The 12521-nt window shown below is 66.8% G+C and carries 16 protein-coding genes; 5 read left to right on the top strand and 11 right to left on the bottom strand.

The annotated features are described in order from the left end of the window. Positions 1-41: 41 nt before the first annotated feature. Together rnhA and ACYCO6_RS08080 are read right to left on the bottom strand one after the other, a co-directional pair. Entirely contained in the window at positions 42-725 is a 684-nt protein-coding gene (gene rnhA, locus ACYCO6_RS08085) for a ribonuclease HI (RefSeq protein ID WP_459770916.1), read from the bottom strand. A gap of 799 nt (positions 726-1524) precedes the next feature. After that, a complete protein-coding gene (locus ACYCO6_RS08080) occupies positions 1525-2427 on the bottom strand; it encodes an AraC-like ligand-binding domain-containing protein (protein WP_459770912.1) in 903 nt (300 codons plus the stop codon). A gap of 180 nt (positions 2428-2607) precedes the next feature. Here ACYCO6_RS08080 and ACYCO6_RS08075 point away from each other — a divergent pair, with 180 nt between their 5' ends. Together ACYCO6_RS08075 and ACYCO6_RS08070 are read left to right on the top strand one after the other, a co-directional pair. Beyond that, positions 2608-3051 carry a DUF6894 family protein gene (locus ACYCO6_RS08075; RefSeq protein WP_459770910.1) on the top strand — a complete coding sequence of 148 codons (444 nt, stop codon included), beginning with the start codon at positions 2608-2610 and terminating at the stop codon, positions 3049-3051. A 93-nt stretch (positions 3052-3144) separates the two neighbouring features. Then, positions 3145-3612, top strand: coding sequence for a Ros/MucR family transcriptional regulator (locus tag ACYCO6_RS08070; RefSeq protein ID WP_459770908.1), 468 nt, complete (start codon positions 3145-3147; stop codon positions 3610-3612). Positions 3613-3705: 93 nt separating this feature from the next. On the opposite strand, the gene ACYCO6_RS08065 is transcribed toward ACYCO6_RS08070, so the two are convergent. The 4 genes from ACYCO6_RS08065 to ACYCO6_RS08050 all read right to left on the bottom strand — a co-directional run bounded on the left by ACYCO6_RS08065 (position 3706) and on the right by ACYCO6_RS08050 (position 8448). Beyond that, positions 3706-4968, bottom strand: a complete 1263-nt coding sequence (locus ACYCO6_RS08065) for an amidohydrolase (RefSeq protein ID WP_459770906.1) — start codon at positions 4966-4968, stop codon at positions 3706-3708. 154 nt (positions 4969-5122) lie between these two features. After that, positions 5123-5365, bottom strand: a complete 243-nt coding sequence (locus ACYCO6_RS08060; protein ID WP_459770904.1) for a TRIC cation channel family protein — start codon at positions 5363-5365, stop codon at positions 5123-5125. A gap of 673 nt (positions 5366-6038) precedes the next feature. Further along, positions 6039-7337, bottom strand: a complete 1299-nt coding sequence (hemA, locus tag ACYCO6_RS08055; RefSeq protein ID WP_459770902.1) for a 5-aminolevulinate synthase — start codon at positions 7335-7337, stop codon at positions 6039-6041. Positions 7338-7779: 442 nt separating this feature from the next. After that, on the bottom strand, positions 7780-8448 hold the full coding sequence (locus tag ACYCO6_RS08050; RefSeq protein WP_459770899.1) for a hypothetical protein: 669 nt from the start codon (positions 8446-8448) through the stop codon (positions 7780-7782). A gap of 169 nt (positions 8449-8617) precedes the next feature. On the opposite strand from ACYCO6_RS08050, the gene ACYCO6_RS08045 reads away from it, so the two are divergent. Then, positions 8618-8971: a 4a-hydroxytetrahydrobiopterin dehydratase gene (locus ACYCO6_RS08045; RefSeq protein WP_459770897.1), complete on the top strand. Its 354-nt coding sequence runs from the start codon at positions 8618-8620 to the stop codon at positions 8969-8971. A gap of 225 nt (positions 8972-9196) precedes the next feature. On the opposite strand, the gene ACYCO6_RS08040 is transcribed toward ACYCO6_RS08045, so the two are convergent. The 5 genes from ACYCO6_RS08040 to ACYCO6_RS08020 form a co-directional block, all read right to left on the bottom strand. Next, positions 9197-9538 (bottom strand): hypothetical protein, encoded by a 342-nt coding sequence (locus ACYCO6_RS08040; protein WP_459770895.1) that lies wholly within the window; start codon positions 9536-9538, stop codon positions 9197-9199. A gap of 139 nt (positions 9539-9677) precedes the next feature. After that, entirely contained in the window at positions 9678-10103 is a 426-nt protein-coding gene (locus ACYCO6_RS08035; protein WP_459770894.1) for a hypothetical protein, read from the bottom strand. After that, positions 10100-10357, bottom strand: coding sequence for a hypothetical protein (locus ACYCO6_RS08030; protein ID WP_459770892.1), 258 nt, complete (start codon positions 10355-10357; stop codon positions 10100-10102). Before ACYCO6_RS08030 ends, ACYCO6_RS08035 begins: the two co-directional genes overlap by 4 nt. A gap of 130 nt (positions 10358-10487) precedes the next feature. Further along, positions 10488-10721: a hypothetical protein gene (locus ACYCO6_RS08025; RefSeq protein WP_459770890.1), complete on the bottom strand. Its 234-nt coding sequence runs from the start codon at positions 10719-10721 to the stop codon at positions 10488-10490. Between the two features lie 208 nt (positions 10722-10929). Beyond that, positions 10930-11229, bottom strand: a complete 300-nt coding sequence (locus tag ACYCO6_RS08020) for an ATP-dependent helicase (RefSeq protein WP_459770888.1) — start codon at positions 11227-11229, stop codon at positions 10930-10932. 40 nt (positions 11230-11269) lie between these two features. On the opposite strand from ACYCO6_RS08020, the gene ACYCO6_RS08015 reads away from it, so the two are divergent. Both ACYCO6_RS08015 and ACYCO6_RS08010 read left to right on the top strand, forming a co-directional pair. Continuing rightward, on the top strand, positions 11270-11581 hold the full coding sequence (locus tag ACYCO6_RS08015) for a hypothetical protein (RefSeq protein WP_459770886.1): 312 nt from the start codon (positions 11270-11272) through the stop codon (positions 11579-11581). After that, positions 11578-11871 (top strand): hypothetical protein, encoded by a 294-nt coding sequence (locus ACYCO6_RS08010; RefSeq protein ID WP_459770884.1) that lies wholly within the window; start codon positions 11578-11580, stop codon positions 11869-11871. The genes ACYCO6_RS08015 and ACYCO6_RS08010 overlap by 4 nt, the downstream gene beginning before the upstream one ends. Positions 11872-12521 lie beyond the last annotated feature (650 nt).

The following is a 12521-nucleotide window of genomic DNA, read 5'->3' as shown; positions in this document are numbered from 1 at the left end:
CGACGCTGGCCGGCGTCCTCATGGGCCGAAGGGCAGCCTCGTCAGGCTGCCGCGATTGGCGCAGGTTTGAACTTTTCGCGCAGGCGAGCCGTTTCCTCCGACCCGAGCGCAAGCGCAAGCCGGATAGCCTCCTCGACAAAGGCTGCTGGTGTGGTGCCGGCGCGCTTAGCGGCACGCGAGATTTCAAGGCCCAAGGCGAGGTCGATCTGCACTGGCGTGGTGCGTCGTGCGGCTTCTGCGCTGATCGGCACTGAGACTGGACCAGGAACCGGAGCCGGAGCAGGCTGTACCCGGATGCCGCGTGCTTCGTGTCGCCCCTGCGTTGCGAGACGGTCCGCACGCTCGTTGAGCGGGTCGCCCGCGTGACCGCGGACCCAGGTCCAGCGCACGTCGCGCCGGCTGGCGAGCTCATCCAGGCGCTTCATCAGATCGACGTTCTTCACCTCGCCCGTGGTCGTGCGCCAGCCCTTCGCCTTCCAGCCGCGCATCCACTCGGTCACGCTCTTAACCACATACTGGCTGTCGCAGCGCATCTCGATCTGCGCCCCCTCAGGGAAGTGCTCAAGCGCTCGGATGGCGGCAGTCAGCTCCATCCGGTTGTTCGTGGTACCGGGCTCACCCCCGCAGAGTTCCGGGACACCGTCCTGTCCTGAGATGACGACGCCCCAGCCTCCCGGGCCGGGGTTGGGATCGCAGCCGCCATCGGCGTAGACAACGGTTCGCATCAGGTCGTGATCCTTCGGGAACGCGTGGCTGCGCCTGCCGGTGGGGAGCAAGCGTGATACAGGCAGACGCCACTGAGGTGCAGTGGGATCCCCTTCTCACCCCGGTCGGCGCGACCCGTGCTAGCTGCAGATTGAAAACGAACAGTTTACTGCGAAAGTCAGCACGTGAAGAGCGCCGCCCGGTTCCTGCGGCGATCACCCAGGGGGTTCGGTAGGCTGCACGTTGCCGGGCTCGAACCAGCACCCCGCGAGTACGCGGAGCGGGAAAAATGCCCCTCGATTATAGCGCGGCGCTCACGACAAGAGCTTAGGCGCACGCTGGTGAGCGGTACGTGTCAATGCGCAGAACCGGCTAGTTTTGCGATCTGCACATCGAGCCGTATCGCTCAATTGTGAGCGTGTCACCTCATGTCCCGCTCTCGCTTCTCGTGGGCTGCGCCTGAGTAGGCTTCTTCGGGTGTAGCCAGCTTTATCGAACACGATGATGCCACCCTCCAAGCAGTGACCTGCCGCTATCCGAGTGCACTGTTCCTCGGCGCCGGCGGCTACCCCCGCCAGCTGGCCGGAAACGTCTGGAACTGCCCCGGCGCCCCTGAGCGTGACAACGGAGCGACCGGCCTCAACGAGGTCGAGCTGCTTGCGGAGGCCGGGATTCTGGCAGCCGCGCGGACCCGCTGCCGGGACGACGGCCTGCTCCTCGTCGAGGACGTGGATGCGCTACTCGTGTGGGATCCATGGGGAACGCACTTGCGCCTCACGCCCATGCCGGGGTCAGGACGATTTGGACGTGGCGCCGCCCTCAAGCCTGGGCGCGCGTCTGCCGGCGGCACGCGCTGGGCAACATACCGTAGGCGAACCTGAAGCGACGGCCGAAGTGGGTCATGTCGGAGAACCCCCAGCCGTAGGCGATCTCACTCACCGTCCGGTGCATTTGGTTGGGGTCCTCAAGCGCCTCCCGGCAGCGAGCGAGGCGCCGGGCCTGGATGAGCCGGCCGAGCGACGTCGCTTGGTCGGCCAGGATGGCGTTGGCGTGGCGCGTGCTCACGCCGACGGCAGCCGCAACCGCCTCCGTGTTCAGACCGGGGTCGGCCAACATCTCCTCGACTGCCGCGTGCAGTCTCATGCGGATGAGTGAGCGTGCCGACGAGCCGAGCGATATCCGCCCGCCTACCGCCTTGCCCAACGCGAGCGCGAGGAGGTCGAGCAGGTGCGTCTCGATCATGTCCTCGCCCGCGGAGCTCAATTGGCCGGCCTGGGCAGGCAGCATTGCCAGGTAGCCGGCCGCTAAACGCCCCTCGGCGGTGTCCGAGGTGAGCGGTCGCGCCGTCAGGTCGTGGACCGCTCCGAGGCGGCTCTCCAGTGCCCGCCGCTCCATGATCACGGTGAGGACCTCGGAGTCTTCGGAGAAGCATCCCTCGTGAGGCAGCCGCGGGTCGACCAGCGCGAACTGCCCGGGGTCCAGTACGGCCTGCCGGCCGTTCTGTCGGACGGTCTTCGTTTTGGCCAGGGGCATGAAGACGAAGAGCTGGTCGTCGCTGGGCTGGCCGCTGTGGCGCTTCGTGTGCGCAACCCTGAGTTCCGAACTGCGGGCAAGCGCGAGCTTAACCCCGCCAATCGAGCCGGCGCGAAGGTCCGCCCTGAAGGCTCTCCTCCGGGCCGGGACCGCATCATTGTCGATGAAGTCTCTGCGGATGACGCTCATCCAGTAGTCGAAGCGGTCACGCGGGTGGAGGCCGGCCGTCGTACAGATTTTTCGCATGACGCCTTCTCATGCAGCCGAGGACCCATTCCGGGGAAGCCGATCCCGCGCACTGCGTGCCGGTTAGCATGGCACATCAACGGCGGGAATACAGAGACGCCCGCGACGACGGGCGAGGGATGCGTGCCGCGCTTCTATTTCGATATCGAGGATGGGGGCATCGTTCGCGACGACGAAGGTCACGAACTCTCGGATCTCGATGCCGCACGGCGCCACCTTCGGGACGCGCTCGGCGCGTTGCTCGCGCACGAGCTGCGCCGGGGCGGCTCAGCCCTGATCGGCGTGCACGTCCGTGACGAGACCGGGCGGCGCGTCGCGACGCTCGTTGGCCGCGGCGAGGTGTCGATCGACGAGGTGACGGGAGCGTCCGGCGGCGAGCGTGTCCCCCAACCGGGCGGTCGCACGTCAAGCCCGCTGGTCCAGGCCGCGAACCTCGCAATAGCGGCGCAGGGGGCCAATCACCAGGATGGCGACGCCTCCCTCAGGCACCATGCCGAGATGCTGGTTTGGGCTATCGGGCGCGCGATGATGAGGCGCCTCAGCCACGGGATCCGCCGCGAGCTCTAGTAGCCGCAGGTTCCCGCCGTCACAGATCCGTCCCTTCCCGCTCCGGGGACGACGCGCGACCGCGCGCAACGAGGAGCATCGGGGGTTTATTCAATGCGCTTCAACTACGACCGGAGATCCGCGCTGCTCGAACTCGTCGGCGGGATTGTCTCAGCCTACGTGTCGAACAATTCCGTTCCCGCCGCTGAGATACCCTCCTTGATCGCGAACGTGCACACCGCTTTGCAAGGGTTGGAAGATGGTACTTCGGCCGAGAACGCAGCGCCCGGCGAGACGTTCGAGAAGCCGACGCCGGCCCAGATCAAAAAGTCGGTCACCGCGGACGCATTGATCTCCTTCATCGACGGCAGACCTTACAAGACCCTCAAGCGCCACCTCGCGGCCCACGGGCTCGATCCCCGCGGCTACCGGGCGCGCTACGAGCTGCCCAAGGACTACCCGATGGTGGCGGCCAACTATGCGGCCCAGCGCTCCGCGATCGCAAAGGCCATCGGTCTCGGACGTCCGGGAACCATGGCCGAGGTCGGGGAAGCAAGGGAACGGACACGGAAGGCCGGCTGACCCCATCGACGATCCCGCTAATCCCACGCCAGGGGGCATGCCAAGCCCGCAAGAAGAGCCGCCCCGCGGGTCAGGTATCCGTCGCGAGAGACATCATCGCGCGTGGGAGTTTGCTGCGGCGGGCGCAAGCCAGGCGCCCGCCGCCGCGAGAATGGTCTCGACGCCGGTTCGCAGAGTCGGGCTCAGGACGGGGGCGAACTCGGGCGAGTGGTTCGACGGAAGCTCGTTCAGGGTCCCAGCCTTCTCAGCCTCGGCGTAGAGCTTTGGGTCGGTGCCACCCACGAACCAGAACACAGATGGCACGTTCCAGGCCCGGGCGAACTCGGTGAAGTCCTCGCTCGCCGCGGCGTTGCCGGCAGGTTGCACCCGCTCGTCGCCGAGACGCTGCTTCAGGGCCGCCGCCAGCTTGGCCGTCGCGTCCGCGTCGTTCACAGTCAGCGGAAACTGCCCGAGCGTGGTGAGGAGCGGCGGCTTCGGGGCGCCCGACATCGTCGCCTCGCCGGTGACGATCCGCTTCACCGAAGCGAGGACCCGGTCACGCACCTGGTCGTTGAAGGTGCAGATGTTGAGCTGCAACTCGGATTGGTCCGGGATGATGTTGGCGCTGGTGCCGGCCTGCAGCGAACCGACCGTGACCACCGCGCTGTCGGTCATGGCGACCTCGCGCGAGACAATGGTCTGCAGCCGCATCACGGTTGCCGCCGTCATCACGACCGGGTCGACGGTGGATTCTGGGCTGGAGCCGTGCCCACTGTGGCCGTACAGGGTCACCTTCACGCTGTCGCTGCGGGAAAGGACCGGGCCGCTCTTGAGGCGGACCTCTCCGGCCTGGAACGGCAGCACATGCTGACCCAGCGTGACGTTCGGCTTCGGGAAGCGCTTCACCATACCGTCGCCGATCATCGCGCGGGCGCCTTGCCCAACCTCCTCGCCGGGTTGGAACACGGCCATGACGGTGCCGCGCCACTCGTCCGTGTTCGCGGCGAGGATCTGCGTCGCGCCCATCAGCCAGGTCACGTGCAGGTCGTGCCCGCAGCAGTGCGCGACGGCGGTCTCGCGGCCTGAGGCCGGATCGGTGCCGGTCTTCGCGCTCGCGTAGGGGAGGCCGGTGTTCTCCTTCATCGGCAGCGCGTCCATGTCGGCGCGCAGCAGCGCCGTCGGCCCCTCGCCGTTGTGCAGGAGCCCGACGACGCCCGTGCCCCCCACGCCTTCGGCGGCTTCGAAGCCCTGATCCCGCAGCCAGTGAGCAGCGATGCCAGCGGTGCGCCGCTCCTGCATCGACAGTTCGGGGTTGGCGTGGATGTCCTTGTAGATGCCCTCCAGCTTCGCGAGCTGGTCGTCCGAGGGGCCGGGCAACGAGCTTGTCCCCGTTTCCCCGGTCCTCTGCGATGCGTTCTGGGCGAGTGCCGTCCTCGAGAGATGAGGGCTCAACAAGGCGAGCGGGGCCGCGATCGCGAGCCCTCCAAGGCGTTTCCGGAACGGCATCCCGGTGCTCCTCGTCGCAAGGGCTCTATCGCATCCTGTCATAGGGGCCGGCGGTCCGGGGGCGATACCGCGGAAGCACCCAGCTGAAGCGGAGCGAGACGGCACGCACGGAGAGGCAGACCAAGAAGCCGGCCGCGAGCGCGACCTCCCGCGGCACGCCGAGGCCCGTCAGCCCAACGAAGGTCGCCGCTCCGGCAAGTGCCGCCGAGGCGTAGATTTCTCGACTGAGGATGACCGGGCTCTCGCCGCCGAGGAGATCGCGGATCACGCAAGGTGGCGGTGACCACGCCCATGACTATGTCCACCACCCGACAACAACGGACTGCTGTTCATCCGCACCCACGTTCTGCTTCTCAGCTATCCACTGACCTTGCCAGTTTGGTCAGCTCCAAGCCGCAGCAGTGATACGAGTCGCTTCAGGTCGAGCGCTGCGCGTTTGCTCGGTGAAGGTGCCGATCGCGGCGGGACGGCCCATCAAGCAGCCCTGCGCCGCGTGGCAGCTCGTACCGGCCAAAAATTTCAGCTCCGTGCTCATCTCAACGCCCTCGCAAGCACCGGCAACCCAAGTCAGCGGCCAAGGCCGGACGCCGATCGCACAATCGCCGCCGGCTGCTCATTGCGCCTCGAACATCCGTCGATGGAGAAGGGAGGAACGTCGCGCCCCGGGACGAGCCCGTGAATACAGAGCTGCGTCGCCTCCAACATCCTGGACGCGGAAGGCCGCTCTCTCAGTCCGTTGCTTCACGGTCGAGCGGCCCCCACCGCTATGGCCCTGAAATCAAACGCCGTTTGATTTCAGCATGGTTAGCCGAATTGTAAGGATCGAGCGCGGATCGAAATCACTCCTGGAAAGTGGTCCGATTCCATGCCGAATTGCGAGGTGTATGGCTCGATCATACGAGCGAGAAGCCACCGTCAATCGTACGGGCTGTTCGAGTGGATTACTCCGCCGCCTCGACGAACACTGTTCCGGCCCGCGGCAGGTCGAGAGTCTCCCAGGTCTCCGAAAGAGCCGTGGCGAGGCGCGCGATGTGGTCGGCATCGTGGAAGGGCGAGGGCGTGATCCGCAGCCGCTCGGTGCCGCGCGGCACGGTCGGGTAGTTGATCGGCTGGATGTAGATGCCGTGCCGCTCCAGCAGGTGGTCGGCCGCCGCCTTGCACAGCTCGGCATCGCCGACCATCACCGGGACGATGTGGGTCTCGGTCTCGAGCACGGGCAGGCCCGCCTCTGTCAGCGCAGCCTTGGTGGCCGCCGCCTGGCGCTGGTGCGCCTCGCGCTCGGCACTCGAGCGCTTGAGGTAGCGTACCGAGGCCCGGGCGGCGGCCGCCACCGCGGGCGGCAGGGCGGTGGTGAAGATGAAACCCGGGGCGAAGCTGCGCACCGCGTCGCAGATCGCCGCCGAAGCGGTGATGTAGCCGCCGACGCAGCCGAAGCCCTTCGCCAGCGTCCCCTCGATCACGTCCACTCGATCCATCACGCCGTCACGCTCGGCGATGCCGCCGCCGCGCGGGCCGTACAGACCCACGGCGTGAACCTCGTCCAGGTAGGTCATCGCCCCGTAGGCATCGGCGAGATCGCAGATCTTGCCGATCGGCGCGACATCGCCGTCCATCGAATAGACCGACTCGAAGACGATCAGCTTCGGGCGGTCGCCGGCCGCGCGCAGCAGCTCCTCCAGATGCTGGAGGTCGTTGTGGCGGAAGACCTTCTTCTCGCAGCCCGAGTGGCGCACCCCCTCGATCATCGAGTTGTGGTTGAACGCGTCGGACAGGATCAGGCAGTTCGGGATCAGCTTGGCGATCGTCGAGATGCCGGCCTGGTTCGAGACGTAGCCCGAGGTGAAGACGAGGCCGGCTTCCTTGCCGTGCAGGTCGGCCAGTTCGCGCTCGAGATCCACGAGGGGCGAGTTGTTGCCGGCGATATTGCGGGTGCCGCCGGCCCCGACGCCGCAGCGGGCGGCCGTCTCGGTCATGGCGGCCACCACCTCCTTGTGCTGGCCCATGCCGAGGTAGTCGTTGGAGCACCAGACCGTGATCTCGGCGGTCTTGCCGTCCGGCTTACGCCACTTGGCCGTGGGAAAACGCCCGGAAATGCGCTCGATATCGGCAAAGACGCGGTAGCGCCGCTCGTCGTGGAGGCGGGACACGGCTTCCCTGAAGAAGCCCGCGTAGTCGTGGCCGCTCCTGCCCTGTGTCACCGGGGCCGAGTGGTGGGCGTCCGAAGCCAGCCGAAGATGCATGCGCAGGTATCCTGATAGGCCTCGCGGGCGCCTGGCCGCGGCGGAGAGAGTGGTCGGTCGCTCGGGTCGACAGAGCCGGTGACCTTCCTGCCTATGCGGAAGGGCCGCCGAGCCTACCTTGACGTCGATCAATCGGGCGATTGATCGAGCCCGGCTCGACTCGATAGGGGCAGGTGCGAGCGCGATGCGACGTCTCGGGCCACGGCCAGGGCAACTTCGCGGGCCGCGCGTCGCGTAAGCCGCCAGCGTCGCGTGCTGTTCTCGAACTGGGCGACGACCCACCAAGCCACTGGCCCGTCGCTCCAAGCCTCGGGCTCGATCCCGATCCCGGCCACCCGCGCCAGCACATGCGAACGCGTCCATGTTAGCCGGAACGGGCCCCGCGCCCGCTCGGAGAGAAGGCCATCCTCAGGACCGACGAGATCATTATTCATTCCATACGCTACGCTGCACCGTTATCCCGTGCCCATCCGTCGGCCGGAGCTGCTTCCTCCCACTCGCGATCCTGTTCTGCGAGCCGGGTCGCACGACGGGCGGCAACTTCCTCTGCATCGGCCACCGACGCTTCCGCAGGTGCCTCCATCACCGGACGGACAATCCGACTGCCTTCTCCGAGCAAGCAGGCGAGCGTCGTGACGATGCGGTCCAGATCTCCGGACACGACGACCCCAGTGCGAAGCAGCTCGAGGCGTGAGCGGCCAGCCAAATCCGCACAGGAGCCGCCATCGAAACCAAGGGCGGCGATCTCATCCTTGTTCAGAGGCAGGCGTTCGACTGGAACGTCCCGCAGTCGGGCGAGCCGCCGCTCCCTGGTGGCCTCCAGCGCGTGCATCTCGCGCGCGCCTGGCAGCCAACGGGCGATCTCCTCAAGGATGTAAGTCCGAACGGCCGCGACCCGGATCGCACCGAACTTTCGAACCTTGGTGATCGCGTCCGGCGAGGATTGAGCCAGCTGGCCAAGGTCTCGGAAGTCGGCCTTGCGCAGGCGGGCCCGCAAGGATGTGGTCAGGAACCCGCGACCATACCCGGACGCCGAGAGGCGGTGGATCGTGTCGCCGGGCAGGTCATCGAAAAGGGGCAGCCGCATGCAAGCCTCGGCAAAGAGGCTCACTGACCTGGCTGTGCGGGTTGATGGGCTGGGCATCGCCATTGCCGATACGGTGATCTCCGCCTACCAGCAATCAGCGCCGGAACTCCGCTCCAGTCGCGACGAGGATGAGCCGATAGGTTCCGGCGTGGGACAAAGATGGTAAACCGGATCGATCCTGGAGGGTCGCTCCATGTCCGCACATCCTGAACAACTGGTCACGAAAACCTGTACGCCGTGCCAAGGTGGGATCCGGCCGCTTGCGCCTGACGAGGCTGAGGATCATCGCCGGCAGACGCCCGCTTGGGCCTTGCTTGAAGACGCGCACCGCATCGAGCGAAGGTTCGAATTCGGCAGCTTTGCCGACGCGTTTAGATTTGTGCAGCGTGTGGCAGATCTCGCCGAGCGCGAGGGCCATCATCCCGACATTACGTTCGGTTGGGGCTACGCCACGATTTCGCTGCAGACCCACAAGATAAAGGGATTGCACGAGAATGATTTCATTCTCGCGGCTAAAATAGACCGAGAAGCATCGAGCCAGCATTAGCGCTGCTTCTTGCTCAGTGTCCGATGGAACCTCGCTGCCGATAGCAGGTGATTAAAGCTCAACGGCGGCGCCTCGAAAGAAGTACGTGCTTGGTCGTTACGCGACGGTAACTTCAGAGGGTGCCTCCGTGGGACTTTTGTCCAAGCGTCCCTGACGGGCGTCGCCGCCCTGCGCACACCGCGAGAGAGGTTCAGAGGCGGTGGCGAGGGCGAAGGTGTGGGTCGGTCATGATCGCGCCGCCTCGAACCGCTGGTCTTTCAGCAAGATGGCGTGCCGGCACCCGGGACATGCGAAGCGGTAGTGGTTCTCGAATGCCGATGCGGGCTCATGGATGAGCGTGGCGCAACGCGGGCATTCGCCCACCCAGACGCCGACCTGCTGTGGGCTTGGCCCGCGTTTGTCGCGCATCAGCGGGAGCCCGATCGCCGCCGCGACGACCGCCACGATCCAATACTGGTATGCGAGGCCCGCGACCGCTACGAGCAGGCACGTGCCTCCGGCCATGAGGCGCACCAGGAACAGGATTGTGCTGCCGCCCGTGTCCGCTTGGCCAAGCAGCCCGGTCATGGGATCGACGGCAAGGTCCGCGCGATGGACGGCGGGCGTGCTCGATGGCCTGCTCACCACGGCCTCCTTACGGTACGGGGCGGAACGGGACGGACAGCGCGTCGCTGCCGCCCGCGGTGTCGGCGGGTCGCGAGCGCGGTCACGGCTTCTTCGCCAGAGCGCCCTTCACCAGCGTGCCGTCCGGCCCGAACAGCCTGTAGGTGTCGGCGCACCAAGCGCCCTGCCCAACCCGCTCGTATGTCGACGTGATCGCGGCGGTGCTCTCCCGGATCCTGTCCGCGATCGTCGCATCTTCGGCATCGGTGATCCGGGCCTGCGCGCGCATCTGGGCGAGCTTCGCCGCAATCGTCCGAAAGCCCGGGCAGGCCTGCTCCGCGAAAGTGGTCGTGGACAGTGCCCGTGCGTAGACGTTGAGCTGGTCAGTGTGGCTCTGCGCGTGCGCGACGTCGGAGCCGCACAGGCCGATCAGTGCCGCCGCGAGGCGAAGTGGCGCCCAAGGGCTCTCGACACGGATCCCAGGCGCGATCTCGGTCGCGCAGTCGCTCGGGGCCGTGAGGGTCGTCATGTGCGGGTGCCGCCCGCCCCTTCGACCGCCCGGCCGCCCGGCGACACGTCCACGGTGTCCTTCGTGTCAGGGCCCTCTGGCGCGCGTTCGGCGGCCTTCGACTTATCGCTTGCCATGCCGGAGGTATTGTTCGTGGCCGGTGGTCCATCAGAGGATGTCTGTTCCCCGGCGGCTCCACCACCGCCCGCGGTTAGCAAGACCTGCTGCCGCGCAGCCTGCTCGGCGATCAGGTCGTGGAAGTCCTCGGAGCGCATGGCAGTCTCCGCGCGCGGGCCGGCGAACGGAGACAGCAATCTCCGATAATCATGCGGCGATCAACCGTGCCACGCTGCTGAATAGCGTACTCGTCTGTGGAGCGACCACCTCTTTCGAGCAAGGAGCGGCCTAGATGAGCGCCGTTCGCCGCATTGCCGCCGCTATAGCGTCTCGCACATCCTGCGGCGCTTCGAGCGACTTGTTCGTCTCGATGTACAGCAGGCCACGCCCCAACGCCGCCATGAGCAACGGACGCGGCAATTGTGCCTTCGTGTGTAGCTCGAAAGCAAAGCCGGCCATCATCGCGCCAAACGCCTCGGCGAGCGCCTCGCCCTCGGGGCTCAGCTTCTTCTCTCCCGCCATCCTCAGCTCCATCGATCGTCCCGCAGCAGCGATGCTGGGGCCACGCGGATCGGGTGTCCACCGGACGCGCCGGCCCGCTCGCATCATTCCGGGCAGCGCCCTGCGCCCGAGCTGCCCGGGGCCATCCTGAGCGTTCTTCCCGAGACCGACTGGCTGGAGCTATCGCGCTCCTTCCCCTTTCGGGCGGACTCGCAGCCGGGGATGCCTTCTATCGGCGCTGCATGCCCAAAACGCGACGGGCTTCTTCCAGCAGCACCTCGTGCCGGACTGCCGCGGGTCCGTGGTTCGGGGTGTTCCTGCTCTCCTGGGCGATCAGTTCCTGGAACCGCGGGCGCTTTACGGCTCGTGGGCCGACAGATTTCAGAAGAGCCGTCATGACTGCGCGCGTGGCTTCCATGCGGTGGTTGGCTTCCGAGACTTCGAGTGCTGAGCGGACTTTCAGCTCTTGGAAGGCCTCCCGCAGATCCGCCAGTTCTCTGCGGAGCTCGGCCTCTTCGGTCGCGGTCATCGCTCGCCCCTATAGCTGCTTCTTGCAGCACCTCCTGAAGTTGAACGCGCGCGATGTCCACGGTGCAGGGCGCATAGCGGCTGCCATACTCGTTGCTGCCCCGCTGCTTTCCACCTGCGAGGCCGATCACATCGCCGCGCGAGCCGTCCCCGAGGAGCGGGGGCTTCACGAAACTGCCTTCTCCAGGGCGCCGCTGAACGGCCGCTCCCGTCCCTGGAGTGAACCCTTCGCGCTGCGCTTCCGCGCCACGCGCGAGGACGGCCGGGTCGTCGAGGGCTTCCTCTTCTCGGCCAACGAGTCCGCGCAGGACGCCCCGCTACTCGCCGACACGGCGGAGGCGCCGCAATCATGAGCGCCCTTCCCGCCGGTCTCGCTCCTCGGGTCGTGGCGCCGCACGCAGGCGGAATGTCCCCGTCCCATGTGGCGCGGGCGCTCAAGGTGTCGCGCGCTGCCCTCGACGGTGGTCTGGTGCCGCGCCAGTCGGGCGCCGGCGAGTGGTTCGATTACGCCGGGGCGCGTCGGCCTCGCGCCGCAGGTGAGAAGGTCGCTGCCATCACTCGGGCGCTCGGCATGTCTGCGGCCTCTGTGAGTCGCGTCTGCGAGGGTATCGTCTGCCCCGTCGATCGTCGCGCCACCGCGTGACGGCCTGGGCTGGAGAAGGCCTAGGCGCCCCGAAGTGTCCGGCGTCGCGGCTTTCGCGCTCGCCGGCCGATCCCGGTTCCGAAGTGGCTGACGGCCTCGCTGGCCGAGACGTTCTTCGCGCTGTCCCTGCACGGACTGGCCAGGGCGCTCAGCAGCCAGGAGGTGCCCGCCATCTCCGGCACCGGCGTCTTGTTGCCTAGGTAAGCGGAACCTACGCAGCTGGCGTCGCCAGCTTGGGCGGCATCGCGGCGGGGCCGAACGCGCGGCAGCCGGACGTGCATGCTGGATGTAGACTGCTAAGCAGATGCGGCGCGTATGGACGTGTGGCACCCGAAATTCATCGGCTCAGACCACGATCACTCAGCCAGCCTTGAGCCGAAGCCATGAGTGTTCCGGGCAGGGACGGATTATGGTTCGTCCACGCGAACCGAAAGCAGCTTGAGAAGCTGACCTATGTGGCAGCTGACAAAAATAGGCCGCCCATGCGGACGGCCCGAAGTTTTGGGAGGAAACGCCCAGGAAGGGCTACAGCGTTGCGACGCCATCACCTCGCTGCAAATCGACAACCGAGCGCACTCGAAGCTGTTCCGAAATATCTCTCCATCACGGCTCGTGAAAAGCGAGCCTAATTTGTGTTATATTTTAGAACT

This window comes from Methylobacterium sp. CM6257, assembly GCF_054611515.1.
Note: the sequence above shows the minus strand (reverse complement) of the source record. Positions and strands in the feature narration are given on the sequence as shown.

Excerpts from the sequence above, each read along its gene's own strand:
- rnhA (WP_459770916.1), bottom strand. The coding sequence starts at position 725 with ATGCGAACCGTTGTCTACGCCGATGGCGGCTGCGATCCCAACCCCGGC.
- ACYCO6_RS08080 (WP_459770912.1), bottom strand. The coding sequence starts at position 2,427 with ATGAGCGTCATCCGCAGAGACTTCATCGACAATGATGCGGTCCCGGCC.
- ACYCO6_RS08070 (WP_459770908.1), top strand. The coding sequence starts at position 3,145 with ATGCGCTTCAACTACGACCGGAGATCCGCGCTGCTCGAACTCGTCGGC.
- hemA (WP_459770902.1), bottom strand. The coding sequence starts at position 7,337 with ATGCATCTTCGGCTGGCTTCGGACGCCCACCACTCGGCCCCGGTGACA.
- ACYCO6_RS08045 (WP_459770897.1), top strand. The coding sequence starts at position 8,618 with ATGTCCGCACATCCTGAACAACTGGTCACGAAAACCTGTACGCCGTGC.
- ACYCO6_RS08040 (WP_459770895.1), bottom strand. The coding sequence starts at position 9,538 with ATGACCGGGCTGCTTGGCCAAGCGGACACGGGCGGCAGCACAATCCTG.
- ACYCO6_RS08035 (WP_459770894.1), bottom strand. The coding sequence starts at position 10,103 with ATGACGACCCTCACGGCCCCGAGCGACTGCGCGACCGAGATCGCGCCT.
- ACYCO6_RS08030 (WP_459770892.1), bottom strand. The coding sequence starts at position 10,357 with ATGCGCTCCGAGGACTTCCACGACCTGATCGCCGAGCAGGCTGCGCGG.
- ACYCO6_RS08025 (WP_459770890.1), bottom strand. The coding sequence starts at position 10,721 with ATGGCGGGAGAGAAGAAGCTGAGCCCCGAGGGCGAGGCGCTCGCCGAG.
- ACYCO6_RS08020 (WP_459770888.1), bottom strand. The coding sequence starts at position 11,229 with ATGACCGCGACCGAAGAGGCCGAGCTCCGCAGAGAACTGGCGGATCTG.
- ACYCO6_RS08010 (WP_459770884.1), top strand. The coding sequence starts at position 11,578 with ATGAGCGCCCTTCCCGCCGGTCTCGCTCCTCGGGTCGTGGCGCCGCAC.